Origin of the sequence: Sphingomonas sp. CFBP 8765, assembly GCF_014841445.1 — a bacterium.
Lineage (GTDB): Bacteria > Pseudomonadota > Alphaproteobacteria > Sphingomonadales > Sphingomonadaceae > Sphingomonas > Sphingomonas aerolata.
Genome location: NZ_JACYTY010000006.1, coordinates 164645 through 190934, shown reverse-complemented (window position 1 = coordinate 190934; position 26290 = coordinate 164645). Strand labels below are relative to the sequence as shown.

The following is a 26290-nucleotide window of genomic DNA, read 5'->3' as shown; positions in this document are numbered from 1 at the left end:
CTCAGCCGGGAAATCGCGCAAAATCCGGTCGCGGGTGAGGCCTCGCTTGTGTCGCGCGCCACAGCGGCTAGGCCGTGGGGATGCTGCCCGCCACGATCCTGTCGCCCGACGTCCTTCCCGCCGCCGCGCGCTGGCTCGATCTCGCCGGGCTCGCGGTGTTCGCCGCCTCGGGCGCGCTCGCTGCGGCCAAGCGCGGGCAGACCGTCGTCACCGCGATCTTCTTCGGGCTGATCACCGGGGTCGGCGGGGGCACGGTGCGCGACCTGCTGATCGACGCACCGGTCTTCTGGGTGCACGACGCGCGCGCCGCCAGCATGTGCCTGATCGTCGCGCTGGTGATCTGGATCACGCCCGAACGCTGGTGGCGCGACGAGGCGCTGGGCTGGTTCGATGCGATCGGGCTCGCCGCCTATGCGGTGTTCGGCGCGGCGAAGGCGCTGGGTTACGGCGTGCCGCCCGTGCCCGCGGTGCTGATGGGGGTGATGAGCGCCTGCTTCGGCGGGATCATCCGCGACGTGCTCGCGGGCGAACCCTCGATCCTGATGCGTCCCGAACTCTATGTCACCGCAGCGGCGCTCGCCGCGGCGAGCTATGTCGGGTTGGTGCTGCTGGGCGTGCCGATCGGCTGGTCCGCGGTCGTCGCGGCGAGCGCGGGGTTCAGCCTGCGCGCCGCCGCGATCCGCTTCCACCTCGCGCTGCCCGCCTACCGCGCACGCCGCTAGTCCGCAGTCAGCCCCGCACGACGCCGACCTCGGCAAAGCGTCGCGGCTCGACCGGCGGCACCGCGGCGTCGTTCAGCGCGCATTGCCAATGGCCGACATCGATCCACTGGCCGTTCTTGTACCCGACCGCGCGGTAGACGCCCGCGCGGCGGAACCCGACCGATTCGTGCAGCCGGATCGACCCGTCATTGGGCAGCGCGATCACCCCGATCGCCTGGGTGAACCCTTGCGCGCGCAACGTGTCGATCAGCGCCTCGTACAACAGCCGCCCCGCGCCCTGGCGCTGCGCCGCATCCGCGACATAGACCGTGGTCTCGACGACGAAGCGATAGGCGGCGCGTTCGCGGAACCGTCCGGCATAGCCGAACGCGATCACCCCGCGCGAATCCCCCACCGTCGCGACCAGCCAGGGATAGAGCCCGTCCGACGCCGCCATCCGCGTCCGCATCTGCCGCGCGTCGGGCGCGTCCGTCTCGAACGAGACCGTCCCCACCAGCACGTGCGGCGCATAGATCGCGGCGATCGCGGCGGCGTCCTCGGGGCGCGCCGCCCGGATCGTGATGGCCCCGGCCGTCCCGATCGCGGGCGACGCGCCCGGCATTACAGGCCGATCCGCGCGAGCAGCAGGTCGAGCAGCCGCGCGTCGCCGCCGTCGCCCGCACTCGGGCCGATGCCGCCGCATTCCAGGCAGCGTGCCTGGATCGAGCCCGAGGTCGCCAGCCGCTTCATGTCGCCGACCGCACGCGCGACCATCTGGCGGCGGTCGAGCGCGATCCGGCCGAACGCGTCGCTGCCGGTCGTGGTGTCGTCGTCGCCCGTGTCGAAACCGGCGGCGAGCTGGGCGAGGACGCCCGGCGGCTTTTCGAGATATTCCGCGTGGATCTTGGCGGGATCGAGCTTGGCGCGGCGTGCGGCCTCGGCGATCGCGTCCTTCAGCGTGCCGAACCGATCGACCAGCCCGATCTGGCGTGCGGTGCCGCCGTCCCAGACCCGGCCCTGGCCGATCGCGTCGACCCGCGCCGGGCTCAGCTTGCGCGACGCGGCGACGCGCGCGATGAACTGGCGATAGCCATTCTCGATCCCCGCCTGGATCAGCGTATCGAACATCGGCGTCGTGCCGCCGGTGACATCGGGCTGCCCCGACAGCGGCGTCGTCTTCACGCCGTCGGTGGTGACGCCGATCTTGGCGAGTGCGGTCTCGAACGTCGGGATGATCCCGAAGATGCCGATCGACCCGGTGATCGTGCCGGGCTCGGCAAAGATCACGTCGGCAGGCGTCGACACCCAGTATCCGCCCGACGCGGCGAGCCCGCCCATCGACACGACCACCGGCAGGCCCTTCTTCTTGGCCTCGAGGATCGCGAGCCGGATCCGTTCGGACGCGAGCACCGATCCGCCCGGCGAATCGACGCGCACGACCAGCGCCTTGAGGTTCTTCTTGGCGAGCCCGTCGAGCATCGCCTTCTCGATCGTCTTGCCCGCCGCGGTGCCGGGACCGCCTTCGCCGTCGACGATGTCGCCCGCCACGGTCAGCACGCCGATCGCGTCGCCGCCGGTCGGCAGGGGATTGGCCTTGACCCAGGAATCATAGGTGATCGTGTTGAAACTGCCCGCAGGCTTGCTCGTATCGGCGCCGGCGATCGCGGCGACGCGCTTGCCGAACGCGGTCCGGTCGCCGAGCTTGTCGACGATCCCCGCGCGCAGGTTCGCGGTCGCGATGTCGCCATTGGCGGCGAGCACCAGGGCGTCGGGACGCGCGAGGAACTGCGCGATCTGCGCCTTGGGGCGGGCCTTGGCGACCGCTTCGCGCCACTGGTCGTACAGCGTGCCGTACAGCGCCTGACTCGCCGCGCGCGCATCGTCGCTCTGGTCGGTGCGCGTATAGGGCTCGACGAACGACTTGTAGCGGCCGACGCGGTAGACATGCGTCGTGATGCCCAGCTTGTCGATCAGCCCCTTATAGTAAAGCTGGTTGCCGCCCGGCCCCATGAACAGCGTGCCGCCGAGCGGATTGACCCAGACCTCGCTCGCATTGGCGGCCAGCCGGTAGCTGCCGTCGGTATAGGCGGTGGCATAGGCGAGCACCGGCTTCTTGGCGGCGCGGACGCGCGCGATCGCTTCGCCGATCTCACCCAGCGCGGCGGGATAGGCCCCGGTAAAGCCGTCGAGATCGAGGACCAGCGCCTTCACCCGGCCATCGGTCCGCGCGGTATCGATCGCGCGCACCACGTCGCGCAGCCGAAACTGCTTCGGCGTATTCTGTCCTGACAGCGCGGCAAAGGCGGCGGGTTCGGCGGGCTGCTCGACGATCGAGCCGTTCAGGTCGAGCACCAGCGCGCCGTCCTTGATCGCCTTGGTCCCCGGCCGCGCGTTGAGCGCCGCGAAGACCAGACCGAAGAACAGCAGCATCGCGATCAGGACGAGTGCGTCCTTGATCCCGACCAACAGCTTCCATGCGCCGCGTACCAGCTTCACCTGCGTCTCCTCATGCCGGCACGGCCGGTTGGTGCGATGCCGGCAACGCCGGTTCACATCGACGATAGCCGCGTGTGTCATGCGGGAGCAATACGCTTATCCGTATCGCCCAGCGGTCGCCCGCCGGCGCTGCGCCGCGCGCGCCGGTACCGCTCCGCCGCCACGGCCCCGCGCGCACCGCCACCCCAGCCCGTCATCCTGACGAAAGTCAGGACCCAGAGCCAAACAGGACAGCGCCCCGCAACCCTGGATCCTGACCTGCGTCAGGATGACGGACGGGAAGGGCAGGGATACCAACCCCACCCGCCGCAACCGCCCGTCCGCGCAAACCTCCGGCCCGATCACGCAGCACCGCCACCCCAATTCCGTCATCCTGACGAAAGTCAGGATCCAGAGCCAAACAGGACAGCGCCCCGCGACCCTGGGTCCTGACTTCCGTCAGGATGACGGAGGCGGGGGCGGATGACGGGGTGGAGACTCTCAACCCCGATCCTTCCCAAGACGGCCAATCCATTGGCCAGCCCCGCCCGACCCACCCCAACCCCCCGCACACCCCCCGCACAGATCCTAGGTGTCCCACGCCGCAAATCCCGCTAGGGGCGGCCGGGTGATCGAACCCGTTCCCATCGCCACCGGCCCGGCGCCCGCCGATGCCCGCGCCGAGTTTCGCGCGCTGCTGCGGCTCGCCACGCCGCTGGTCGGGGCGAACCTGATCCAGATGGCGGTGTCCGCAGTCGACGTGATCTTCGTCGCGCGGCTCGGCACGGTCGATCTTGCCGCCGCGACGCTCGGCGTGTTCGTCTTCAACTTGCTGATGTTCGCGCTGATCGGGCTGACCAGCGCGGCGGCGCCGCTGATCGCCGCCGAACTCGGCCGCCGCGCGCATGCGGTGCGCGAGGTCCGGCGTAGCGTGCGGATGGCGCTGTGGCTCGGCATCCTCGGCTCGCTCCCCGTCATCCTGATTCTCACGCAGGGCGAAACGCTGATGCGGCTCGCCGGGCAGGATCCGGAGGTCGCGCGCCGTGCCGGCCGGTTCATGACGATCATCGCCTTTGCGCTGCTGCCCGGCGTGCTCGCGGGCGTCATGCGCACTGCGGCGGCGGCGCTCGGCCGGCCGGGCTGGGCGTTTCTCGTCACCGGGCTTTCGCTGCTCGTCGGGATCGCGGGCAACTGGCTGCTGGTGTTCGGCAATCTCGGCTTCCCCGCGCTCGGGCTGGAGGGCTCGGCGCTTGCCAGCGTCGCCAGCCTCGGCGTGATGATGATCGCGTACGGCGTGATCCTGACGACCGACCGGCGGCTGCGGCGCTTCCACCTGTTCGGCCGCTGGTGGCGGACCGAATGGTCGCGCTTCCACGAGATCGTCCGGCTCGGCACGCCGATCATGCTGACCTGGATCTTCGAAGGCGCGCTGTTCGGCGGCGCGGCACTGCTGATGGGGCTGATCGGCGTCGCGGAGGTCGCGGCGCACGCGATCGCGCTCAACATCGCCGCGGTCGCGTTCCAGGTCCCGTTCGGCGTCGCGCAGGCGGCGACGATCCGCGTCGGCATGGCGTACGGCGCGCAGGACCGGGTCTGGATCACCCGCGCGGGCAATGTCGCGCTGGTCGTCGGGATCGGCTTCATGGCGGCCAGCGCGCTGCTGATCTGGGCGGTGCCGCGGCTGATGATCGGCGTCTATGTCGATCCCGACCTGCCGCAGAACGCGGTCGTCGTCGCGCTCGCGCTGCGGTTCCTTGGCGTGGCCGCGGTGTTCCAGCTCGTCGACGGCGCGCAGGCGGTCGCGGCGGGCGTGCTGCGCGGGTTGCAGGACACCCGGACGCCGATGCTGATCGCGCTGTTCGGCTATTGGGTGATCGGTTTCGGCACCGCGATCCTGCTCGGCTTCCGCACGCCGCTTGCGGGCGAGGGGGTGTGGTGGGGGCTGTTCGCAGGGCTCGCGGTGGTGTCGGTGCTGCTGCTGTGGCGCTGGTCGCGGCGTGATCGGCTGGGGCTCGTCCTGACCCGCGGAATGTAACGATTGACGCGATTTTCGTTTGGACGCCCGTTGACGATGCCGGGGACGCGGCACATATGACGGCTGTTGGCACTCGATATCGTCGAGTGCCAGAAATCTGTCACAAACCTAAAGGACATGGATCCCATGAACTTTCGTCCGTTGCACGACCGCGTGCTGGTGAAGCGCCTCGAAGCCGAAGAGAAGACGGCTGGCGGCATCATCATCCCCGACACCGCCAAGGAAAAGCCGCAGGAAGGCGAAGTCGTCGCCATCGGCACCGGGACCCGCGCCGAGAACGGCACGATCACCCCGCTCGACGTCAAGGCTGGCGACAAGATCCTGTTCGGCAAGTGGTCGGGCACCGAGGTCAAGGTCGACGGCGAAGATCTGCTGATCATGAAGGAATCGGACATTCTGGGCATCGTCGGCTGACGCCGACGTGGCCTGGATCGCCCTTTAGGGCTGGTCCGGACCGCGCTCAAAAATACCGTTTTCGTCTCAACATTCACAACATTCGTTTGAAAGGGTAGCTGACATGGCTTCCAAGGACGTAAAATTCGGTCGTGACGCGCGCGAGCGCATCCTCCGCGGCGTCGACATCCTCGCCGACGCGGTCAAGGTGACCCTGGGGCCCAAGGGCCGCAACGTCGTCATCGACAAGAGCTTCGGCGCACCGCGCATCACCAAGGACGGCGTCACCGTCGCCAAGGAGATCGAGCTCAAGGACAAGTTCGAGAACATGGGCGCGCAGATGCTGCGCGAAGTGGCCTCGAAGACCAACGACATCGCCGGTGACGGCACGACCACCGCGACGGTCCTGGCGCAGGCCATCGTCCGCGAGGGCATGAAGTCGGTCGCAGCGGGCATGAACCCGATGGATCTGAAGCGCGGCATCGATCTCGCCGTCGTCAAGGTCGTCGAGGACGTCAAGGCGCGTTCGAAGCCGGTTTCGGGTTCGAAGGAAGTGGCGCAGGTCGGGATCATCTCGGCCAACGGCGACCGTGAAGTCGGCGAGAAGATCGCCGAAGCCATGGAGAAGGTCGGCAAGGAAGGCGTGATCACCGTCGAGGAAGCCAAGGGTCTCGAATTCGAGCTCGACGTCGTCGAAGGCATGCAGTTCGACCGCGGCTATCTCTCGCCCTACTTCATCACCAACCCCGAGAAGATGACCGTCGAGCTTCAGGATCCCTACATCCTGATCCACGAGAAGAAGCTGTCGAACCTGCAGGCGATGCTCCCGATCCTGGAAGCCGTCGTTCAGTCCGGTCGTCCGCTCCTGATCATCGCCGAGGACATCGAGGGTGAGGCACTCGCCACGCTCGTCGTCAACAAGCTGCGCGGCGGCCTGAAGGTCGCAGCGGTCAAGGCACCCGGCTTCGGCGATCGCCGCAAGGCGATGCTCGAGGACATCGCGATCCTGACCAAGGGCGAGATGATCTCGGAAGACCTCGGCATCAAGCTCGAGACCGTCACGCTCGGCATGCTCGGCACCGCCAAGCGCGTCACGATCGACAAGGACAACACCGTCATCGTCGACGGTGCCGGCGATCACGAGACGATCAAGGGCCGTACCGAAGCGATCCGTCGCCAGATCGAGAACACCACCAGCGACTATGACAAGGAGAAGCTCCAGGAGCGTCTTGCCAAGCTCGCCGGCGGCGTTGCCGTGATCAAGGTCGGCGGTTCGTCGGAAGTCGAAGTCAAGGAGCGCAAGGACCGCGTCGACGACGCGCTGCACGCAACCCGCGCAGCCGTCGAAGAGGGCATCGTCCCCGGTGGTGGTACGGCGCTGCTGTACGCGACCAAGGTGCTCGACGGCCTGACCGGTGCGAACGAGGACCAGACTCGCGGTATCGACATCGTTCGCAAGTCGCTGACCGCTCTGGTTCGCCAGATCGCGCAGAATGCGGGTCATGACGGTGCGGTGGTTTCGGGCAAGCTGCTCGACGGCAACGACTCGAACATCGGCTTCAACGCCGCGACCGACACCTACGAGAACTTGGTGGAAGCCGGCGTGATCGATCCGACCAAAGTCGTCCGCACCGCGCTGCAGAACGCGGCATCGGTCGCAGGCCTCCTGATCACGACCGAAGCGGCCGTGAGCGAAATGGCCGAAGACAAGCCCGCCATGCCCATGGGCGGCGGCGGCGGCATGGGCGGCATGGGCGGCATGGACTTCTGATTTCGAACGGGAGGAGCGACGCTCCTCCCGACACGAAATCAGAACGGCCGGCGGGCTGGACGGCGAAAGCCTCCAGTCCCGTCCGACGAAAAGGGCCGGCTTTGCCGGTCCTCCGTTCCGACCAAGACGACCCAAAGCAAAAGGGCCGGGGAGCGATCCCCGGCCCTTTGTCCGTCCTCACTATTGCCGAAAAAGCCTCAGCGGTTCTTCATCGCCGCGATCAGCTTCTTCACTTCCTGGCTGCGACCCCGCGGCATGATCAGCACGTCGTTGCCGCTCGCCACCACGATCAGGTCCTCGACCCCGACCAGCGCGACCTTGACGCCGTCGCTGCGCACCAGACAGTTCTTCGTGTCGATCGCCAGCACGCTGCCGTCGCCATCGCCGCGATGCGCATTGCCGTCCTCGTCGCGCGCGCTGATCGCATGCAACGCGTCCCAGCTGCCGACGTCGTTCCAGCCCATCGCCACCGGCACCACCGCGACGCGGTCGGCCTTTTCCATGACCGCATAGTCGATCGAATCATCGGGCGACGCGGCAAAGGCCTCGGCATCGGGATAGACCCGCGTGCCTTCGCGGCGGGCGAGCTTCATCGCATCGGTCGTCGCGACCAGGATGCCGGGATCATGCTGCGCCAGCGCGGCGAGATAAGCATCGGCGCGGAACAGGAAGATGCCGCCATTCCAGGCATGATCGCCCGAAGCCAGCATCGCCTCCGCCTTGTCGAGCGGCGGCTTCTCGACGAAGCGCGCGACGCGGTGGACACCCGCGGCCAGCTCCTCGCCGACCTGGATCCAGCCATAGCCGGTTTCAGGCGCGTCGGGGGCGATGCCGAACGTCACCAGCCAGCCCTGCGCGACCATCGGCAACGCCGCGGCGATCGCGGCGTGGAAGGCGGGCAGGTCGGCGATGACGTGATCGGACGGCATGACGAGCATCGCGTCGCCGCTGTCGGCACCGGTCTCGCCCGCGGCGATCGCCGCCAGTGCGATCGCGGGTGCGGTGTTGCGGCCCATCGGCTCGAGGATCAGCGCCTGTGCCTCGGCGCCCGCGTCTGCCAGCTGCGCTTCGACCAGATCGGCGTGCGCGGCGTTGGCGACGACGATCGGCGCGGCGAAACGTTCGCCCTGCGCGCGGCCTGCGGTCAGCTGCAACATGGTCTGGTCCGCGGTCAGCGCGAGCATCTGCTTGGGCATTTCGGGACGCGACATCGGCCACAGCCGGGTGCCGGAACCGCCGGACAGAATCACGGGTATAATCGTTCGAACTGTCATGCGACCTCCACTCGGGAGACCGTATAACGACCAATCCGGGACTTCCAATCGCAAACCACCCCGCCAGCGCGCGGTCTTCAGCCTTTGTTTGCGAATTGGTGCAAAGAGACAGCTAGGTGTCGGGTGCGTTTACAGTCACCCTGTCGGGATCCCGCCGAACGATGATCAGGCTCTTCAAACACTACGTCCCCTATGCGGTGCTGCTGCTCGGCATCGTCGACGCCGTGTTGCTGGTCGTGGCGGGGGAGATCGGCTGGGTGGTCCGCGCGCATCAGATCGGCATGGCGGTCGAGCCGATCCACACGCGCGTGCTCCAGCTTGCGACCTTTGCCGCGGCGTTGCAGATCGCGCTGGTCGCGGTCGGTGCCTATGGCGTCGCCTCGTTCCTGTCGCTGCGGTTCGCCGCCGCGCGGCTCGCGGTCGCCTTCTCGCTCGGCGTGATCTTCCAGTCGCTGATCTTCTTCCTGGTCCCCGCGCTCACCTTCTGGCGGTCGAACCTGCTCTATGCGACACTGATCGCCGCAGTCCTGCTGGTGACGGTCCGCGCGGTGCTCGGCCGCGCTCTAGGCGGCGACACGTTCAAGCGACGGATCGTCGTGCTCGGCGCGGGCCATCGTGCCGCACGCATCCTCGCTCTGTCGCAACAGCCTGGGATCAACTTCGTCGCAGCGGGCTTCGTCGCGATGGGCGAGGCGGAGGCCGTGGTCGACGGTGCGATTCCGCGCGCCGACATCCCGAACCTGGCGGCGCATATCGTCGACCTGAACGCAGGCGAAGTTGTCCTCGCGCTCGAAGAGCGGCGCAACGCGCTGCCACTCAAGGATCTGCTCCGTGTCCGCACGACCGGCGTCCAGGTCATCGAGATTTCGACCTTTCTCGAACGCGAGACCGGGCGGATCGATCTCAACAGCGTGAACCCGTCCTGGCTGATCTTTTCCGACGGTTTCGCCAGCGGCCGGATGCTGTCGAGCGTGTTCAAACGCGCGTTCGACATTGTCGCCAGCCTGATCCTGCTGGCGGCCACGCTGCCGGTCATCCTGGTCACCGCGCTTGCGATCAAGCTCGAGTCACGCGGCCCCGCCTTCTACCGCCAGCGGCGCGTCGGCCTGTACAATCAGGGGTTCGACATCCTGAAACTCCGTTCGATGCGGCAGGATGCCGAGATTGCGGGCAAGGCGGTCTGGGCGGCGGAGGACGATCCCCGGATCACGCGGATCGGCCGCTTCATCCGCAAGGTCCGCATCGACGAACTGCCGCAGACCTGGACCGTGCTCCGCGGCGAGATGAGCTTTGTCGGCCCGCGCCCCGAACGGCCGCAATTCGTCGACGAACTTGAAACCCAGCTGCCTTATTACGCCGAGCGTCACATGGTGAAGCCGGGCATCACGGGCTGGGCGCAGATCAACTATCCCTACGGCGCATCGATCGAGGATGCGCGGCACAAGCTCGAATATGATCTGTATTACGCCAAGAATTATTCGCCCTTTCTCGACATGCTGATCCTGTTGCAGACGCTCCGGGTCGTCCTTTGGCCGACCGGCGCGCGCTGAACGTGGCATGATCGCGCTGCTGATCCTGTGGACGCACGCGCTGGCCGCGCTGCTGTTCGGCGCGCTCGTGTTCAGGCAGGCGCAGCGGCCGGCCGGCGGCTGGTCGAACGCGGCTTTTGTCGGTCCGCTCGTCCTGACGACACTCTGGGCGCTCGCAGTCTCGGGCATCGACTTTCGCGATGTCAGCACCCGGATCGCCGAGAGCGCGCGTACCATCGCCTGGCTCGGCTTCATGTTCGCGCTCGTACGCCGGGAACGCACCGGCAATCGCGCGCTGGGTGCGGTCTATGGGACCGTCGTGGCGATCGCGGTGATCGGCGCGCTGCTCGCAGTCCTCGAACTGGTGCCGATGGATGCCGATGCGCAGGCACAGACCGAATCGGCGCGGCTCGTGTTCGGGATGATGGTGGCGATCAGCGCGCTGGTGCTGGTCCATCATCTGCATCAGGCAGCACGGGCCTCGCCCGACGCGGCGTGGCACGGCGGACGGCTGGTCGTGGTCGCGGTCACGATCATGTGGAGCGTCGATCTGTTGGTGGCGGTCAGCGCCTATGTCGCGCCGCGCTGGATGCCTGAGATCGTTGCCGTACGCAGTGTCGCGATGATCGGCATGGCGCTGCTCCTGCTGGTCGCGGTTACCCGTCGCGGCGACTGGACGTTCGCGGTGTCGCGGCGCGTCGCCACCCGGTCGCTCGGCGCGATCGCGGTGATCAGCTATGTCGGGATCACCGCCGTCGCGACCAGCGTCGCCGATACCTATGGCGGGGACCATGCGCGGCTGATCCAGACCGCGATCATCTGCGGTGCGACCGCCGCGCTGTTCGGGCTGCTGGCGACGTCGTGGCTGCGCGCATGGATGAAGGTGAAGATCGCCAAGCACCTGTTTCGCCATCGCTATGACTATCGCGCGGAGTGGCAGCGTTTTACCGAGACGCTGGGCGCACCGGGTGTCGGCGCCGCGCCGCTCGACGGACGGATCGTGAAGGCGGTGGCGGACCTGACCGACAGCCCTGGCGGTCTCTTGCTGGTCCCCGACGGCCTGGGCATGAGCAGCGCCGCCGCCTGGAACTGGGAGATGACGACGGTGTCGGCAACGAGGTCGGATCGGGCGCTGGCCGAGCGTCTTCGTCTCAGTCTGCGGATCATCGAGCTCGACCCCGTACGACGCGGCACGGCCCCGGCGGAGGAAATCGCGAGCGTGCCGCACTGGCTGAGCGCATGCCCCGCCGCCTGGGCCATCGTGCCTCTGGTGCATGGCGGTGCGCTGGTCGGCGCGATCATTCTCGCCCGTCCGCCGGTCGATCGCGCGCTGGACTGGGAGGATTTCGACCTGTTGCGCGTCGCGGGCCGGCAGGCAGCGAGCTACCTTGCCGAGGACCGCGCGCATGCCGCGCTCGCGGACGCGCAGCGGTTCGACGAGTTCAACCGCCGCTTCGCGTTCATCCTGCACGACATCAAGAATCTCGTCAGCCAGTTGACGCTGGTCGCGCGCAACGCAGAGCGTCACGCCGACAATCCGGCGTTCCGCGTCGACATGGTCGCCACACTCCAAGACTCCGCCGATCGCATGAATGCGCTGCTCGCCCGGCTTTCACAAACGCACGCGGCCCCCAGCGAGCCGTTCCAGCCGGTCGATGTCGCAGCGCTGGTCAACCGCGTCGTCGGCGCACGTCGCGCACAGCATCCGATCGCGGCACAGGCGACCGGACAGGTGCTCGCCCGCGCGCAGCTGGCACGGCTCGAACAGGTGCTGGAACATCTGATCCAGAACGGGATCGAAGCGAGCGACCGCGACGCTCCGATCGTCGTCGCGGTCGCGGCGAACGGCGCGACCATCGCGATCGACGTGATCGACCAGGGGTGCGGGATGAGCCCGGGCTTCGTCCGCCATCAGCTGTTCCGGCCGTTCGCCTCGTCAAAGCCGCTGGGATTCGGGATCGGCGCGTTCGAGGCTCTGCAACTGGTCGAGGCGATGGGCGGATCGCTCGGTGTCTTCAGCCGGGAGGGTGAGGGGACGCGGTTCCGCATATCGTTGCCGGCGGCCGATACGATGGAGGCGGCGGCATGAGCACATCGGCATCACCGGCGGCGGCGCGCCCGGTGCTTCTGATCGTCGAGGACGATCTAGGGCTTCAGCGACAGCTGCGCTGGGCGTATGAGGGCTATGAGATCGTCGTCGCCAGCGACCGCGCCACCGCGATCGAAGCGGTTCGTGCGCACGAACCCGCCGTCGTCACGCTCGATCTCGGCCTGCCACCCGATCCCGACGGCGTCACCGAAGGCTTTGCGACGCTGCGCGAAATCCTCGCGCTGAAACCCGATACCAAGGTGATCATCGCGTCCGGGCACGGCGCCCGCGAAAGCGCGCTGACCGCGATCGCGGAGGGGGCGTGGGATTTCTATGCCAAACCGATTGATATCGACGTGCTTGGGATGATCGTCGCACGTGCGTTCCACGTACATGGCCTCGAGGCGGAGAACCGGCGGCTTGCGGCGCGGGTAGCAGCGGGCGGGGCGGGATTTGGCGGCGTGATCGCTGCCTCGCCCGAAATGGCGCTGGTGACGCGGACGCTCGAACGGGTCGCGCCCGCCAATGTGGCGGTGATGCTGCTGGGCGCGAGCGGAACGGGCAAGGAAGTGCTCGCGCGCGGTATCCATGATGCGTCGCCGCGCGCGCGGGGCAGGTTCGTCGCGATCAACTGCGCGGCGATTCCCGAGACGTTGCTCGAAAGCGAGCTGTTCGGTCATGAAAAGGGGGCGTTCACCGGCGCGATCAAGACCACCGAGGGCAAGATCGAACAGGCGGCGGGTGGCACGCTGTTCCTCGACGAGATCGGCGACGTGCCGCTGACGCTGCAGGTCAAGCTGTTGCGGTTCCTGCAGGAACGGGTGATCGAGCGGGTCGGCGGCCGCAAGGCGATTCCGGTCGACACGCGGATCGTCTGCGCGACGCATCAGGATGTCGACGCGATGGTCGCGGCGGGCCGGTTCCGCGAGGATCTCTATTATCGGCTGGCGGAAATCGTTGTCCGGATCCCCTCATTAGCCGAGCGCAGCGGCGACGCGGCGCTGCTCGCGCGGCATTTTCTGACGAAGTACGCCAGGACGATGAATGCCGGCGTGACCGGCCTGGCCCCCGATGCGCGCGCGGCGATCGATGGCTGGAGCTGGCCGGGCAATGTCCGCGAGCTCGAAAACCGGATCAAGCGCGCGGTGATCATGGCCGACGGCAAGCTGATTACCGCTGCCGATCTCGACCTCGGCGGTACCGCCGACACGGCCGACGGGCTGAACCTGCGGGCGGCGAGGGAGGTGGCGGATCGCAAGGCGATCCGTCGAGCGCTGAGCCGTGCCGGGGGCAATATCTCGAGCGCCTCCAGGCTGCTCGGGATCAGCCGGCCGACGCTGTACGATCTGCTCAAAAGCTATGATCTCCATGCGTGACCCGCAATATCCGCTGTTGCGGCGCGGACGCGCGCGCCGGCGCCGGCGTGTGTTCACGCGGAGCCATGCCCGTCTGCTGGCGATCGCGCTGCTCGTGGTGGCGGTCGCGGGGACGGCGACGCTGCTGACGCTGCGGCGCGATCCCCCCGATGCGCGACGCTTGCTCCGCGACGCGCGGATCACGTTGCAGTCGGGCAATTACAGCGCGGCCCGGTCCAATGCACAGGCGGCGATCGCGGCGGCACCGTCGAACGGGCCTGCGCATGTCGTCCTTGCGCGCGCGCTGCTCGAACTAGGCGACGGACTCGCGGCCGAGGCCGAACTGACCCGCGCGCGCGATGCCGGCATCGCGATCGCCACGCTCTACCCGTTCCAGGCGCAGGCGCGGCTGCTCCAGAATGACCCGGTCGGTGCGATCGAGGCGGCTGACCGCGCCGCACCGCGCCAGGCCGCCTATGCCCGCCGCATCCGCGCCGCCGCCTTGGCGTTGCTGGGCAATGGCGCCGCAGCCCGCGCCGATCTTGGTCGGCTGGTAGCAGAGCAGCCGCGCGACGGGCGCAACTGGACCGCGCTCGGTCGCGTGGCGCTGGCTATCGGCGATGTCGGTACCGCCGCGGATGCTGCGACGCGTGCGGTCGCGCTGTTGCCGGATGAGCCCGCGGCGCTGACGTTGCAGGGCGAGATTGTCCGCCGGCGGTACGGCCTGGTCGCAGCACTCCCCTGGTTCGAGCGCGCGCTTGCACGCGATGCTTATTATCATCCGGCGCTGATCGAATATGCCGCCACGCTCGGCGATGCCGGGCGATATCGCGCCATGCTGGCGGCGACGCGACGCGCGCAGCGGGCGCGACCCGGCAGCCCGCAGGCGCTATATCTCCAGGCGGTGCTCGCGGCGCGCGCGGGCCGGACCGAACTCGCGCGCGGGCTGCTCCAGAAGACCGGTGGGGCGATCGATAGCCTGCCCGGTGCGATCCTGCTTAGCGGTGCGCTCGACTATGCCGAGGGGCGGTTCGAACAGGCCGGTGCGATGTGGCGCGGTCTCGCGCGGCAACAGCCGCTCAACGTCAGCGTGCGCCGGCTGCTGGGGGCCGCATTGCTGCGGTCGGGTGATCCGCGCGGCGCGCAGGAGGTGCTGAGGCCGATCGTCACCCGTGCGGACGCCGACAGCTACGCGCTCGTGCTTTTCGCGCGTGCGGCAGCCGCTACCGCAACGACGGATCGGGAGCGCGATGCTGTGGCGCAGGATCTCGATCGCGCCAACCGCGGTGCCACCGGGATGGCGACGGCCTTCGCGATCGACGATCAGGTCGGCACGCTCGACGCGGCGATCCTGCAGTCCCCGGGCGATCCGGGCGCGCTGCTGGCGGCGATCCGTGGCCGGATCCAGGCGCGCGCGCCGGGTGATGCGCTTGCCCGCGCGCGCAGCCTTGCGCGGGCAAGCCCCGGCGCGCCCGCCGCCCAGTTGGCGCTGGGCGACACCTTTGCGGTGACGGGGCGTTACGCGGACGCTGTACCGCTTTATGCGCGTGCTGCGGATCTCAGCTTCGACGAACCGACGATGCTGCGCCTGGTCGACGCGCTGAGCCGGGTCTCGCGCCAACGCCAGGCGTCGACCGCGCTGGCCCTGTATCTTTCGCAAAATCCGCAGAGCCCGACCGGCCAGCGAATTCTTGGCCATTGGCACGTGATGGCTGGCAACTGGACCGCGGCGATCGAGACGCTCGAAGCGGTGCGCCGGCGGATCGGCAATCGTGACGCGGGGCTGCTAACAGATCTCGCGCGCGCCTATGCCGGGGCGGCGCCGCGTGACGGCGCAGATACGGCAGCGGTTCGCTATGCGCGCGCCGCCCATGCGCTTGCGCCGATGAATGCAGCGGCGACCGACGCCTATGGCATCGCGCTGGCGGGCGTCGGCAAGCTGGACGGTGCGCGGCAGGTGCTGACCAAGGCGGTAGCGCTGGCCCCCGGGGATCGCGCCATCGCCAGCCATCTCGCCCAGCTCCGTTAGACCTTGTCGCACGGCGGCGGTGCCGTCATGACCGCGCGATGACCGACCCGCTCGACAGGATCGCCGCCGCGCTCGAACGCCTCTCGCCGCCGCCGCCGCCAGTAGCGGACTGTCTGGCGTTTCCCGCCTATGTGTGGCGCAACCAGTCGCTCGTTCCGATCCGCGGTTTCGCCCCGCTGCCGCTCGATCTGCTTATCGGCATCAATCGGCAGAAGCACCTGCTGCTGGACATGGTCCGGCGGGTCGCCCGCGGCCACGCAGCGCATGACGTGCTGCTATGGGGCGCGCGCGGCACCGGTAAATCGGCGCTGGTGAAAAGCGTCGTCGCCGCGGTCCAGGCCGAACAGGGCAATGTCGCGCTGATCGAGATCGCCGACATGACCGCGCTGCCGGACCTGTTTGCGATGCTGGCACCCGTGGACCGCGCCTTCATCGTCTTCGTCGACGATCTCGGCATCGATACTTCGTCTGAGGCGCGTGTGCTGAGATCCGTGCTCGAAGGCGGTGCAGAGCCACGTCCCGCCAATGTGCGTCTGGCCGTGACGGCGAACCGCCGGCATCTGGCGCCACGCGATATCGCCGAACAGGAAAGTGCCATCAATCCACGCGATTCGATCGACGACCAGCTGGCGCTGGCGGATCGGTTCGGACTCAGTCTGGGGTTTCATGCCGTCGATCAGGACGGCTATCTGGCGATCGTCGCGGGCTATGCGGCGCTACACGACCTGCCATTTCAGCCCGACGAGGCCCTGACATGGGCAACGCAGCGGGGAAGTCGTTCCGGGCGTGTTGCCTGGCAGTATATCGTTGACTTGGCGGGGCGGTCCGGGCGCGCGATCAGCAAATAACGTAAAAAGGGCCGGCGCCTAAGCGCCGACCCTCAGAACAGCTTAGTTGCTGTCCGAATCGTTGTCGTTGTCGTCCTTGACGATGGCGACAACGCCGATCGCAACGACGCCAGCTGCGATCAGGCCGGCGATCACGCCAGCGCCTGCAGCCTTGTTCTTGCCGGTCGTTGCCGAACCGATGCGTGCCTTCGAAACCGACAGGCTCGACGCAGGGTTGGCAGGCGCAGCAACGGCTGCAACCGACGTGGACATCATAGCGATAGCGAGCGCGCTACCGGTCAGGTTCTTCAGCTTCATAAGACTCTCCAAAACGTACAATGGCGGGATGCTGCAACGCGGTAACATGTGTCAAGTTCCAAATGGTTCGGAACGGTTTAGCTGCCGCTATTCGCCAACCTGCTCCGCCAGTTCGAGCCAGCGGAGTTCCGCAGCCTCCTTTTCGGCGCGCGCCGCCTCGATCGCGGCGGTCAGCCTGGCGAAGGTCGCATTGTCGCGCATGTACAGGTTCGGCGCGGCAAGCTTTGCGGCATCGCTCGCGATCTGAGCGTCGAGCGCCTCGATCCGCTTGGGGAGCAACTCATAGTCGCGCTGATCCTTGTAGGTCAGTTTCGCGCGGGGCGCGGGGGCCGGCGGCGCGGTCGCGGCGACCTTCTTGGAGGCCCGCTTGCCGCTGGTCTGGGTCGCACGGCGCTTTTCCCAATCCTCATATCCGCCGGCGACGACATCGACGGTCCCGGACCCGTCGAGCCCGAGCGTGATCGTCACGGTCCGGTCGAGAAAGTCGCGATCATGGCTGACGATCAGGACGGTGCCGTCATAATCGCCGATCACCTCCTGCAACAGGTCGAGCGTTTCGAGGTCGAGATCGTTGGTCGGCTCGTCGAGCACGAGCAGGTTCGACGGCTTGGCGAATTCGCGCGCGAGCAGCAGCCGCGATCGCTCGCCACCCGATAGCGACCCGATCTTGGCGTCGACCATGTTCGGGTCGAACAGGAACTCCTTCAGATAACCGTGGATATGCTTGCGGACGCCGAGCACGTCGATCCAGTCGCCGCCATCGGCAACGACTTCGCGCACCGTCTTCTCGGGCGCCATCAGGCTGCGCTGCTGATCAATGACGACCGCATCGAGCGTCTTGGCGAGCTTGATCGTCCCGCCATCGGGTTCGATCTCGCCGGTCAGCAGCTTCAGCAGCGTCGACTTGCCCGCGCCGTTGCGGCCGACAATGCCGATCCGGTCGCCGCGCGTGACGCGCAACGTCAGGTCGCCGATGATCGTCCGGTCGCCATACGCCTTGGTGACGTGCTTCGCGTCGATCACGACCTTCGACTTGGTGTCATCGCTGCTGGTGACGAGGTTGGCCGAACCCTGCGGCCCGATCATCGAGGCGCGTTCGGCGCGCATCTCGTGCAGCTTGGTCAAGCGTCCCTGGTTGCGCTTGCGCCGCCCGGTGACGCCGCGAAGCAGCCAATGCTCTTCCAGCTTCAGGCGTGCGTCGAGCTTCTCGGCCTGGCGCTGTTCCTCGGCATAGACCTGTTCGGTCCACGCCTCGAATCCGCCGAAACCGATCTCCGCACGCCGGATCGCGCCGCGGTCGAGCCACAGGGTCTGCTTGGTGAGACGCGTCAGGAAGGTACGGTCATGGCTGATCACGACAAACGCGCCGCGGAAGCGCTTGAGCCAGTCCTCGATCCATTCGATTGCGCCGATGTCGAGATGGTTGGTCGGCTCGTCGAGCAGCAGCACGTCGGGGTCCTGCCCCAGCGCACGGACGATCGCCGCGCGGCGGCGCTCGCCACCCGAGGCGGATGCGGCTTCGCGCGACAGATCGATGCCGAGCTGATCGGCGATCGAGTCGGCTTCGTAGCTGACCGGCGCATCGTCGCCGCCCATCACGTAATCGCGCAGGGTCGCAAAGCCGCGCAGGTCGGGCTCCTGCTCGAGGATGACGACCCGCGTGCCTGGGACGATCGTCCGGCGGCCCTCATCGCCCTCGATGCTGCCGCCGAGCAGCTTGAGCAAGGTCGTCTTGCCCGCGCCGTTGCGCCCGATCAGCGCGAGGCGATCGCGCGGACCGATATGGATGTCGAGGTTGCGAAAAAGCCATCCAGAACCCTGGACAAGGCCGAGGCCTTCGAATGCGAGAATAGGTGCTGCCATGTCCGGGTCACCTAGGGTCGCCGGGTGACGCAGGCAAGTTACACTATGCTGTCGTCCTGCTGTCGCCCTCATTCACAGGCTGTTCAATGCGCCGGGCCTATGCCACCTCCATGAAGATGCTGCTGTTCCTGACAACTCTTGCTGCTTTCCCGATGCTGACGCCGTTGGCGGCGGGCGTTGCGGTGGCGCAGGCTCCCGATCAGCGACATGGCGACCAGCGTTCCGCCTTCGAAGCGCGCAGGACCGGCCGGTCGCTGTCGCTGCGCGAGATCGAGGCGCGGGTGATGCCGATGATGCAGGGCGCGCAGTATCTTGGCTTCGACTATGATGCGGGCAGCGGCATTTACACGCTGAAGTTCCTGCGCAATGGCAATGTGATCTGGGTCGACGTCGATGGCCGGACTGGCCAGATCATCGGCCGCACCGGCCAGTAGCCTGGCCGCGAGCAATTCAAGCGAGAGGATTATCATGCGCGTTCTGATCGTCGAGGACGAGCCGAATCTCGGGGCTCAGCTCAAGAATACCCTCGAGGGCGCCGGCTATGCGATCGACCTCGCAGTCGATGGCGAGGAGGGGCATTTCCTGGGTTCGACCGAGAATTACGACGCCGTCGTGCTCGACCTCGGTCTGCCCGAGATCGACGGCCTCACCGTGCTCGACCGCTGGCGCAAGGAGGGCAAGGTCATGCCCGTCCTCGTGCTGACCGCGCGCGACAGCTGGTCCGACAAGGTCGCCGGGCTCGATGCGGGCGCCGATGACTATGTGGCAAAGCCGTTCCAGAGCGAGGAACTCATCGCGCGCCTGCGGGCCTTGATCCGCCGTGCGAGCGGTAACGCCTCCTCCGAACTGACCGCCGGCGACATCCGCCTCGATACGCGCAGCGGCAAGGTGACGCGTGCGGGTGAGCCGGTGAAGCTGACCGCGCAGGAATATAAGCTGCTGAGCTATCTGTTGCATCACAAGGGCAAGGTCGTCAGCCGCACCGAATTGATCGAGCATATCTACGACCAGGATTTCGATCGCGATTCGAACACGATCGAGGTGTTCGTGACGCGTATCCGCAAGAAGCTGGGTCAGGACGTGATCACGACGATCCGCGGGCTTGGCTACAGCCTCGAAGATCCCGACGCCTGACCGACATGATTGCGCCGGACGCCTGATGAACACGCCCCCGCTGGCTGCCGACCTGCCGCTTCACGTGCAGGCCCGGGCGAGGGGATCGCTGTCTGGACGCATGATCCTGATCGCGGCGGTGTGGATCACGGTGCTGCTGGGGGCGGGCGGGTTTGCGCTCGACCGTGTCCTGTCGAGCGCGGTGACGCGCAATTTCGACGACCAGCTGGAGTATGTCCTCCGCTCGCTGCTGAGTTCGTCCGAGATCGGGCCCGAGGGCGAGGTGATCTTCACGCGCGAAGCCGCCGCCGACCAGCGGTTCCTCGAGCCCGGTTCCGGCCTGTACTGGCAGGTATCGGGCCGGGGGCGCGAGGATTTCCCATCACGCTCGCTCTGGGACCGGCGGCTGGCGTTCGGGTCGTCGCATGACGATCTGAACGTGCATTTCTACGACAGCAAACAGTTTCGCGACGAATCGCTGCGGGTCGTCGAACGCGACGTCGTCCTGCCCGGATCGAAGATCCACTGGCGCTTCCAGGTCGCGCAGGCTCGCGAAGGGCTCGATGCGCAGATCACGACGCTGCGGCGCACGCTGGTTCGCAGCTTCGCGCTGCTCGGTCTCGGCCTGATCATCATGGCCGCGATGCAGACGTTCTACGGGCTCTGGCCGCTGCGCCGTGTCCGCGAGGAGATTGCGCGGATGCGCGCCGGCCAGTCCAACCGGGTGGGCAGCGCGATGCCGATCGAGGTCGCGCCGATGGTTGAGGAACTGAACGCGCTGATCGAGCATAACGAACGTCAGGCCGAGGAAGCGCGGCGGCACGCGGGCAATCTCGCGCATGCGCTGAAGACCCCGCTGACCGTGATCATGAACGCCGCGACTGCGCAATCAGACGATCTGGCCGATACCGTCATTCGTGAAGCGCGGACGATGCGGCGCCAGGTCGATCATCACCTTGCCCGAGCCCGTGCGGTCGGCCGGCGCGGTTCGGCGCATAGTCGCGCCGATGTCTGGCCTAGCCTCGAATCGGTCGAGCGTGCTGTCGCTCGTCTGTATCGGCATGTCCGCATCGACATTACCGGCGACAAGACGCTCAAGGTCCATGTCGAACGCCAGGATCTCGACGAGATGCTCGGCAATCTGATCGAGAACGCCGCGAAATACGGCGGTGGCAGCGTCTTCGTGACGGTCGGCGCGCAGGCTGGGTTCGTCGAGTTCCTGGTCGAAGACGACGGCGTTGGGATTCCCGAGGAACAGCGCGTCCGCATCTTCGATCGCGGCGTCCGGCTCGATACGGGCAAGCCGGGAACGGGTCTCGGGCTCGCGATCGTCCGCGACGTCGCCGAAATCTACGAGGGCACAGTCGGGCTCGAGGAGAGTGAGGACCTCGGCGGACTCATGGTCCGCCTGAGGCTGCCCGCCGCGAGCTGATCAGGCCGCGATCTTCATATCCTGCATCACGTCGGCGGTGATCGACAGGCTCCGCTTGCGCGCTTCGTGATCGTAGATCGCACTCGTCACCATCACCTCGTCGACGCCGGTACGCTCGACGAACGCGGCGATCCCGCGCGCGACCTTGGCCGGGCTGCCCACGGCCGAGCATTGCAGGACATGGTCGAGAATCTGGTTGCCCTGCGCGCCGAGCGATTCGCGATAGCCCGCGACCGGCGGCGGCAACTGACGAGGGTTTCCGGTGCGGAGCGCGACGAACGACTGTTGCTGCGAACTGGCGAGCAGTTCGGCCTCGGCATCAGTATCTGCCGCGAAGACGTTGAAGCCCGCCATGACGTGGGGCTTTGCCAGCCGCGCGGAGGGGCGGAAATCGCGTCGATAGATGGCGAGCGCCGCATCGAGCGCGTCAGGCGCGAAGTGCGACGCAAAGGCATAGGGCAGGCCGAGTGCGGCGGCGAGTTGCGCACCGAAGGTGCTGGAGCCGAGAATCCACATCTCGACATCCGCGCCCGCGCCCGGCGTCGCGACGATGCCGGTCTGGCCGTCATTGGCAAAATAGCTCTGCAGCTCCATCACGTCCTGCGGGAAGGCGTTGGCGTCGGTTTCGAGCGTGCGGCGCATCGCGCGTGCCACCCTCTGGTCCGAACCGGGCGCGCGGCCGAGGCCAAGGTCGATCCGGCCGGGGAACAGCGCGTCGAGCGTCCCGAACTGCTCGGCGATCACCAGCGGTGCGTGGTTCGGGAGCATGATCCCGCCCGATCCGACGCGGATTGTGTGCGTCGCGGCGGCGATATGCGCGATCACGACCGCCGTCGCGGCGGAGGCGATACCGGTCATGCCGTGATGTTCGGCGACCCAGTAACGCTGGAATCCGACGCTCTCGGCATGGCGTGCGAGATCGGCCGCATTGGCGAGCGACTGTGAAACGGTGCCGCCTTGGACGACGGGGACGAGATCGAGCAGGGAATAGCGTGTCATGCACTGGATATAGGTACCGAGCGGTAGCTTATCCAGTGTCCGCCAAATTTGCTGCGTCGCGCTCCGCGTGACCTGACCGCGCCGGCTTGTCCCTGCGCGCCGCGGTGCCTAGAGGTTCGCTCCGATGCTTGCCCGACTTGACCATGTCCGCAACTGGATCTTCGATCTGGACAATACGCTGTATCCGGCGAGCGCCGATCTGTTTTCGCAGGTCGACGCACGGATGACCGGGTTCATCCAGGACCTGCTCGGGCTCGAGCATGACGAGGCGCGGCGCGTGCAGAAGGGCTATTTCCACAATCACGGCACGACGCTGTCGGGGTTGATGACCGAGCATCACGTCGATCCGCACGCGTTCCTCGCGCATGTCCATGACATCGAGATGGACGTGCTGGAGCATGACGCGCCGCTGGTCGCGGCGATCGCCAAGCTGCCCGGACGCAAGCTGATCTTCACCAACGGCGACACGCCCTATGCGCTGAAGATCCTCGACCGTCTCGGGCTTGGCGCGAGTTTCGAGGCGATCCACGACATTCATGCGATGGACCTGATGCCCAAGCCGCATGCATCGGCCTATGCAGGCTTTTGCGCGGCGTTCGACATCGACCCCGCGCAATCGCTGTTCGTCGACGACATGGTCCGCAATCTGCTGCCCGCCAAGGCGATCGGCATGACGACGGTGTGGGTCGACAACGGGTCGGAACAGTCGCCGGGCGCGGAACGCGATCATATCGATTTCACCATCCCGGTGCTCGCGCCGTGGCTGGAAACCATCCTGGAGACATCATGAGCAACCTGCAGACGATCATCGACGCCGCCTGGGACGACCGGGCAAATCTCGGTTTGGAGACGAAGGGCGAAATCCGCGATGCGGTCGACAGCGCGCTGGCGATGCTCGATGCGGGTACCGCGCGGGTCGCGGAGCCCGCCGGTGACGGTTGGCAGGTCAATCAGTGGCTGAAGAAGGCCGTGCTGCTGTCGTTCCGCCTCAACGACAATGTCGTGATCGACGGTGGATCGGGCGGCGCACCCGCGTTCGACAAGGTGCCGTCGAAGTTCGCGGGCTGGGGCGAGGCCGAGTTCCGCGCAGCCGGCATCCGCGTTGTTCCCGGTGCGGTCGCGCGCCGCGGCAGCTTCATCGCCAAGGGCGCGATCCTGATGCCGAGCTTCGTCAATATCGGCGCCTATGTCGGTGAGGGCACGATGGTCGACGCCTGGGCGACGGTCGGCAGTTGTGCGCAGATCGGCAAGAACGTCCATCTGTCGGGCGGTGCCGGCATCGGCGGCGTACTCGAGCCACTTCAGGCCGACCCCGTGATCATCGGCGACGGCGCATTCATCGGCGCGCGTGCCGAGGTCGCCGAGGGCGTTCGCGTCGGTGAGGGCGCGGTGCTGTCGATGGGCGTGTATCTGGGCGCGTCGACCAAGATCATCGACCGCGCGACCGGCGAAGTCTTCAAGGGCGAAGTGCCGCCCTATGCGGTCGTCGTGCCGGGTTCGATCGGCGGCGGGGACGGCAAGCCAGCGCTCTACTGCGCCGTAATCGTCAAGCGCGTCGACGCGCAGACGCGGTCGAAGACGAGCATCAACGACCTGTTGCGCGACTAATCCGGCCGCGGTGATGGTCGCGCAGACACTGCTCGCGATCGTCGCCGTCTACGTATTGGCGATCCTGTGGCGGGGGCGGACGTTTCGCGTTCGCCTGCCAACACGATCAGGGAGCGGCCCTGCAAAGCGTATGACGGCCTGGGCGGTCGGGTTGGCGGTGTCGTTCGGTCTGCCCGCTCTGATCGGCCTCGTACTGCTCGGCCAAAATCCGCTCGCGGCGGCGCAGCCGGCGGCAATCGCGCTGGTGCCGGACGACTGGCCGCGCCTGCCGATCGCGCCACTGATCCTCGGCATGGCGCTCGGCACGCTCGCGAACGCGGCGATCACGCATGCCTTGTGGCGCCGCGGCCGCCGCGCGTTCCAGATCGGCACCTTCCCCGATGTCCTGCCGAAGACGCGGGAGGACATTCTCCCGGCCATCGCCCTCGCGATCAGTGCCGGAATCAGCGAAGAGCTGTTCTTCCGCTTGTTCCTCCCGCTGCTGATCGCGCTGGTGTCCGGCAGCGCGCTGGCCGGGACGATTATCGCCACCTTATGCTTTGGCGGGGTGCACCGCTATCAGGGATGGCGCGGCGTCGTCGCGACGACGCTGTCGGGCGTGGCGCTGTCCATGCTCTACGGCCTGACGAACAGCGTGTGGATGGCGATTGCGTTCCACATCGCGATCGACATCAATGCGCTGGTCGTGCGGCCAATGGCGCGCGGGGCGTGGCGCGCCTAGTTCTTCATCCGCCAGCCGGTCTTGAAGATCAACGCGATCACGATGAGGCAGGCGACGAGGAACGCCGCGGTCACCGCGAGGCTGATGCCGACCGCGACATCACCTTGCCCGAAGAAGCTCCAGCGAAACCCGCTGATCAGATAGACGACCGGGTTGGCCAGGCTGAGCGTGCGCCAGGGCTGGGGCAGCATGTCGATCGAGTAGAAGGCGCCACCCAGAAACGTCAGTGGCGTGATCAGCAGCGCGGGGACGAAGTTCAGCTGTTCGAAGCCGTTCGCCCAGACGCCGATGATGAAGCCGAACAGGCTGAACGCAACGGCCGTCAGGATCAGGAAGGCGAACATCGCGAACGGATGCGCGATATGCAGCGGCACGAAACAGGCGGCGGTCGCCAGGATGATCAACCCGATGATCACCGACTTGGTGGTCGCCGCCCCGACATAGCCGATCACCATCTCCATCGCGGACACGGGCGCGGAGAGCAGTTCGTAGATCGTGCCGGTGAATTTGGGGAAGTAGATCCCGATCGATGCATTCGCGATGCTCTGCGTCAGCAGCGACAGCATGATAAGGCCGGGGACGATGAAGCTGCCATAGCCGACGCCGCCGACCTCCTGCATCCGGCTGCCGATCGCACCGCCGAAGACGATGAAATAGAGCGACGTCGTGAGGACGGGGGTGACGAGGCTCTGCCACAGCGTGCGCAGGGCCCGAGCCATTTCGAAACGATAGATCGCCCAGACGCCGTGCCAGTTGAGGAAGGGGGTGTTCATGCGCGCTCTCCGACGAGATCGACGAAGATGTCCTCGAGGCTCGACTTGCTGGTTTCGAGATCCTTGAAGCCGATGCCGAGTTCGGCGAGCTTGCGCAGGAGCGAGGGGATGCCGGTATGGTCCGCCTGTGCGTCGAACACATAGCGCAGGCGCTTGCCCTCGTCCTGCAGCGACACGTCCCATTCGGCAAGGTCGGGCGGGATCGCGGTCATCGGCTCCTGCAACGCCAGATCGAGCTCGCGCTTGCCCAGCTGTTTCATCAGCGATGCCTTGTCGTCGACGAGCAGCAGCTTGCCCTTGTTGATCACGCCGACGCGGTCGGCCATCTCCTCGGCCTCCTCGATATAATGCGTGGTCAGGATGATCGTCGTGCCGCCCTCGCGCAGGCGGTGGACGAGCTTCCACATGTCGCGGCGCAGCGCGACGTCGACGCCCGCGGTGGGTTCGTCGAGGAACAGGATCTCGGGCTCGTGGCTCAACGCCTTGGCGATCAGGACACGGCGCTTCATCCCGCCCGACAATTCCATGATCTTCGCATGGCGCTTGTCCCAAAGCGACAGGTCACGCAGCACCTGTTCGATATAGGCGCTGTGGCCCGAGCGACCGAAGAGGCGCCGGCTGAAGGTGACGGTAGCGAGCACCGTCTCGAACATGTCGACGTTCAGCTCCTGCGGGACCAGTCCGATGCGACTGCGCGCCTGCTTATAGTCGTGGATCGCGTCGAAGCCCGCGACGGTAATCGTTCCAGCGCTGGGCGTGACAATTCCGCAGATGATGCTGATCAGTGTCGTCTTCCCCGCCCCATTGGGCCCGAGCAGCGCGAAGATCTCGCCCTTGCGGATGTCCAGATCGACGGGGTGGAGTGCGGTGGTGCCGCTTTTGTAAGTCTTCGTGACGCCCGCAACGGACAGGATCGGTTCGGTCATTGGGGCCCCTTTTAAGTGAGGGGAAGATGGGGGCGGTGGGGTGTGAAAGTAAGGCCTGA

General features: G+C 67.1%; 23 protein-coding genes. 15 read left to right on the top strand and 8 right to left on the bottom strand.

The annotated features are described in order from the left end of the window. Positions 1 to 80: 80 nt before the first annotated feature. A complete protein-coding gene (locus IFT87_RS15920; RefSeq protein ID WP_056408854.1) occupies positions 81 to 722 on the top strand; it encodes a trimeric intracellular cation channel family protein in 642 nt (213 codons plus the stop codon). Between the two features lie 7 nt (positions 723 to 729). Here IFT87_RS15920 and IFT87_RS15915 read toward each other — a convergent pair whose 3' ends face one another. Together IFT87_RS15915 and sppA are read right to left on the bottom strand one after the other, a co-directional pair. After that, a complete protein-coding gene (locus tag IFT87_RS15915) occupies positions 730 to 1323 on the bottom strand; it encodes a GNAT family N-acetyltransferase (protein ID WP_192191222.1) in 594 nt (197 codons plus the stop codon). After that, positions 1323 to 3197, bottom strand: coding sequence for a signal peptide peptidase SppA (gene sppA / locus IFT87_RS15910; RefSeq protein WP_192191248.1), 1875 nt, complete (start codon positions 3195 to 3197; stop codon positions 1323 to 1325). The genes IFT87_RS15915 and sppA overlap by 1 nt, the downstream gene beginning before the upstream one ends. 607 nt (positions 3198 to 3804) lie before the next feature. On the opposite strand from sppA, the gene IFT87_RS15905 reads away from it, so the two are divergent. The 3 genes from IFT87_RS15905 (at position 3805) to groL (ending at position 7375) form a co-directional block, all read left to right on the top strand. Next, positions 3805 to 5211 carry an MATE family efflux transporter gene (locus IFT87_RS15905; RefSeq protein WP_320466410.1) on the top strand — a complete coding sequence of 469 codons (1407 nt, stop codon included), beginning with the start codon at positions 3805 to 3807 and terminating at the stop codon, positions 5209 to 5211. A gap of 126 nt (positions 5212 to 5337) precedes the next feature. Further along, positions 5338 to 5625 (top strand): co-chaperone GroES, encoded by a 288-nt coding sequence (gene groES, locus IFT87_RS15900; RefSeq protein WP_031394281.1) that lies wholly within the window; start codon positions 5338 to 5340, stop codon positions 5623 to 5625. Positions 5626 to 5728: 103 nt separating this feature from the next. Further along, positions 5729 to 7375: a chaperonin GroEL gene (gene groL / locus IFT87_RS15895; protein ID WP_031394280.1), complete on the top strand. Its 1647-nt coding sequence runs from the start codon at positions 5729 to 5731 to the stop codon at positions 7373 to 7375. A gap of 197 nt (positions 7376 to 7572) precedes the next feature. Here groL and IFT87_RS15890 read toward each other — a convergent pair whose 3' ends face one another. Further along, positions 7573 to 8649 carry a mannose-1-phosphate guanylyltransferase/mannose-6-phosphate isomerase gene (locus IFT87_RS15890; RefSeq protein ID WP_192191221.1) on the bottom strand — a complete coding sequence of 359 codons (1077 nt, stop codon included), beginning with the start codon at positions 8647 to 8649 and terminating at the stop codon, positions 7573 to 7575. Positions 8650 to 8810: 161 nt separating this feature from the next. Here IFT87_RS15890 and IFT87_RS15885 point away from each other — a divergent pair, with 161 nt between their 5' ends. From IFT87_RS15885 to IFT87_RS15865, 5 genes are read left to right on the top strand one after another with little or no spacing between them, the layout of a single operon-like run. Continuing rightward, positions 8811 to 10199 carry a TIGR03013 family XrtA/PEP-CTERM system glycosyltransferase gene (locus tag IFT87_RS15885; protein WP_037530057.1) on the top strand — a complete coding sequence of 463 codons (1389 nt, stop codon included), beginning with the start codon at positions 8811 to 8813 and terminating at the stop codon, positions 10197 to 10199. Between the two features lie 7 nt (positions 10200 to 10206). After that, a complete protein-coding gene (gene prsK, locus IFT87_RS15880) occupies positions 10207 to 12267 on the top strand; it encodes an XrtA/PEP-CTERM system histidine kinase PrsK (protein ID WP_192191220.1) in 2061 nt (686 codons plus the stop codon). Further along, entirely contained in the window at positions 12264 to 13643 is a 1380-nt protein-coding gene (gene prsR / locus IFT87_RS15875) for a PEP-CTERM-box response regulator transcription factor (RefSeq protein ID WP_192191219.1), read from the top strand. Before prsK ends, prsR begins: the two co-directional genes overlap by 4 nt. Next, positions 13627 to 15651, top strand: coding sequence for a tetratricopeptide repeat protein (locus IFT87_RS15870; protein ID WP_249403391.1), 2025 nt, complete (start codon positions 13627 to 13629; stop codon positions 15649 to 15651). Before prsR ends, IFT87_RS15870 begins: the two co-directional genes overlap by 17 nt. Positions 15652 to 15689: 38 nt before the next feature. Then, complete coding sequence (locus tag IFT87_RS15865; RefSeq protein WP_037529701.1) at positions 15690 to 16499, top strand: ATP-binding protein; 810 nt, start codon at positions 15690 to 15692, stop codon at positions 16497 to 16499. A 42-nt stretch (positions 16500 to 16541) separates the two neighbouring features. Here IFT87_RS15865 and IFT87_RS15860 read toward each other — a convergent pair whose 3' ends face one another. Next, entirely contained in the window at positions 16542 to 16796 is a 255-nt protein-coding gene (locus IFT87_RS15860; RefSeq protein ID WP_031440089.1) for a hypothetical protein, read from the bottom strand. An 87-nt stretch (positions 16797 to 16883) separates the two neighbouring features. Continuing rightward, positions 16884 to 18659 (bottom strand): ABC-F family ATP-binding cassette domain-containing protein, encoded by a 1776-nt coding sequence (locus tag IFT87_RS15855; protein ID WP_031440088.1) that lies wholly within the window; start codon positions 18657 to 18659, stop codon positions 16884 to 16886. 110 nt (positions 18660 to 18769) lie between these two features. Here IFT87_RS15855 and IFT87_RS15850 point away from each other — a divergent pair, with 110 nt between their 5' ends. From IFT87_RS15850 to IFT87_RS15840, 3 genes are all read left to right on the top strand, one after another. Next, positions 18770 to 19093 (top strand): hypothetical protein, encoded by a 324-nt coding sequence (locus tag IFT87_RS15850; protein WP_031440087.1) that lies wholly within the window; start codon positions 18770 to 18772, stop codon positions 19091 to 19093. Between the two features lie 34 nt (positions 19094 to 19127). Beyond that, entirely contained in the window at positions 19128 to 19793 is a 666-nt protein-coding gene (locus IFT87_RS15845) for a response regulator transcription factor (RefSeq protein ID WP_031393490.1), read from the top strand. Positions 19794 to 19893: 100 nt separating this feature from the next. Continuing rightward, positions 19894 to 21204, top strand: a complete 1311-nt coding sequence (locus IFT87_RS15840; RefSeq protein WP_031440086.1) for a sensor histidine kinase — start codon at positions 19894 to 19896, stop codon at positions 21202 to 21204. Here the strand turns inward: IFT87_RS15840 and IFT87_RS15835 are convergent, their stop codons facing one another. Then, entirely contained in the window at positions 21205 to 22203 is a 999-nt protein-coding gene (locus tag IFT87_RS15835; protein ID WP_037529703.1) for an LLM class flavin-dependent oxidoreductase, read from the bottom strand. Positions 22204 to 22327: 124 nt separating this feature from the next. Between IFT87_RS15835 and IFT87_RS15830 the strand changes: the two genes are divergently transcribed. The 3 genes from IFT87_RS15830 to IFT87_RS15820 are packed head-to-tail and all read left to right on the top strand — an operon-like array spanning position 22328 to position 24532. Beyond that, positions 22328 to 22993, top strand: coding sequence for a pyrimidine 5'-nucleotidase (locus IFT87_RS15830; RefSeq protein WP_037529706.1), 666 nt, complete (start codon positions 22328 to 22330; stop codon positions 22991 to 22993). Beyond that, a complete protein-coding gene (gene dapD, locus IFT87_RS15825) occupies positions 22990 to 23811 on the top strand; it encodes a 2,3,4,5-tetrahydropyridine-2,6-dicarboxylate N-succinyltransferase (RefSeq protein ID WP_037529708.1) in 822 nt (273 codons plus the stop codon). Before IFT87_RS15830 ends, dapD begins: the two co-directional genes overlap by 4 nt. A 13-nt stretch (positions 23812 to 23824) precedes the next feature. Continuing rightward, positions 23825 to 24532, top strand: coding sequence for a CPBP family intramembrane glutamic endopeptidase (locus IFT87_RS15820; protein WP_052149098.1), 708 nt, complete (start codon positions 23825 to 23827; stop codon positions 24530 to 24532). Here the strand turns inward: IFT87_RS15820 and IFT87_RS15815 are convergent. After that, positions 24529 to 25305, bottom strand: coding sequence for an ABC transporter permease (locus IFT87_RS15815; RefSeq protein WP_031440082.1), 777 nt, complete (start codon positions 25303 to 25305; stop codon positions 24529 to 24531). The two genes, IFT87_RS15820 and IFT87_RS15815, sit on opposite strands and share 4 nt — an antisense overlap. Further along, positions 25302 to 26231 (bottom strand): ABC transporter ATP-binding protein, encoded by a 930-nt coding sequence (locus tag IFT87_RS15810; RefSeq protein WP_037529709.1) that lies wholly within the window; start codon positions 26229 to 26231, stop codon positions 25302 to 25304. The genes IFT87_RS15815 and IFT87_RS15810 overlap by 4 nt, the downstream gene beginning before the upstream one ends. Positions 26232 to 26290 lie beyond the last annotated feature (59 nt).

Excerpts from the sequence above, each read along its gene's own strand:
- IFT87_RS15865 (WP_037529701.1), top strand. The coding sequence starts at position 15,690 with ATGACCGACCCGCTCGACAGGATCGCCGCCGCGCTCGAACGCCTCTCG.
- IFT87_RS15920 (WP_056408854.1), top strand. The coding sequence starts at position 81 with ATGCTGCCCGCCACGATCCTGTCGCCCGACGTCCTTCCCGCCGCCGCG.
- prsK (WP_192191220.1), top strand. The coding sequence starts at position 10,207 with ATGATCGCGCTGCTGATCCTGTGGACGCACGCGCTGGCCGCGCTGCTG.
- IFT87_RS15890 (WP_192191221.1), bottom strand. The coding sequence starts at position 8,649 with ATGACAGTTCGAACGATTATACCCGTGATTCTGTCCGGCGGTTCCGGC.
- prsR (WP_192191219.1), top strand. The coding sequence starts at position 12,264 with ATGAGCACATCGGCATCACCGGCGGCGGCGCGCCCGGTGCTTCTGATC.
- IFT87_RS15885 (WP_037530057.1), top strand. The coding sequence starts at position 8,811 with ATGATCAGGCTCTTCAAACACTACGTCCCCTATGCGGTGCTGCTGCTC.
- groL (WP_031394280.1), top strand. The coding sequence starts at position 5,729 with ATGGCTTCCAAGGACGTAAAATTCGGTCGTGACGCGCGCGAGCGCATC.
- IFT87_RS15830 (WP_037529706.1), top strand. The coding sequence starts at position 22,328 with ATGCTTGCCCGACTTGACCATGTCCGCAACTGGATCTTCGATCTGGAC.
- IFT87_RS15850 (WP_031440087.1), top strand. The coding sequence starts at position 18,770 with ATGAAGATGCTGCTGTTCCTGACAACTCTTGCTGCTTTCCCGATGCTG.
- IFT87_RS15860 (WP_031440089.1), bottom strand. The coding sequence starts at position 16,796 with ATGAAGCTGAAGAACCTGACCGGTAGCGCGCTCGCTATCGCTATGATG.
- IFT87_RS15855 (WP_031440088.1), bottom strand. The coding sequence starts at position 18,659 with ATGGCAGCACCTATTCTCGCATTCGAAGGCCTCGGCCTTGTCCAGGGT.
- IFT87_RS15845 (WP_031393490.1), top strand. The coding sequence starts at position 19,128 with ATGCGCGTTCTGATCGTCGAGGACGAGCCGAATCTCGGGGCTCAGCTC.
- IFT87_RS15810 (WP_037529709.1), bottom strand. The coding sequence starts at position 26,231 with ATGACCGAACCGATCCTGTCCGTTGCGGGCGTCACGAAGACTTACAAA.
- IFT87_RS15915 (WP_192191222.1), bottom strand. The coding sequence starts at position 1,323 with ATGCCGGGCGCGTCGCCCGCGATCGGGACGGCCGGGGCCATCACGATC.
- IFT87_RS15840 (WP_031440086.1), top strand. The coding sequence starts at position 19,894 with ATGATCCTGATCGCGGCGGTGTGGATCACGGTGCTGCTGGGGGCGGGC.
- groES (WP_031394281.1), top strand. The coding sequence starts at position 5,338 with ATGAACTTTCGTCCGTTGCACGACCGCGTGCTGGTGAAGCGCCTCGAA.
- IFT87_RS15820 (WP_052149098.1), top strand. The coding sequence starts at position 23,825 with ATGGTCGCGCAGACACTGCTCGCGATCGTCGCCGTCTACGTATTGGCG.
- dapD (WP_037529708.1), top strand. The coding sequence starts at position 22,990 with ATGAGCAACCTGCAGACGATCATCGACGCCGCCTGGGACGACCGGGCA.
- IFT87_RS15835 (WP_037529703.1), bottom strand. The coding sequence starts at position 22,203 with ATGACACGCTATTCCCTGCTCGATCTCGTCCCCGTCGTCCAAGGCGGC.
- IFT87_RS15815 (WP_031440082.1), bottom strand. The coding sequence starts at position 25,305 with ATGAACACCCCCTTCCTCAACTGGCACGGCGTCTGGGCGATCTATCGT.
- IFT87_RS15870 (WP_249403391.1), top strand. The coding sequence starts at position 13,627 with ATGATCTCCATGCGTGACCCGCAATATCCGCTGTTGCGGCGCGGACGC.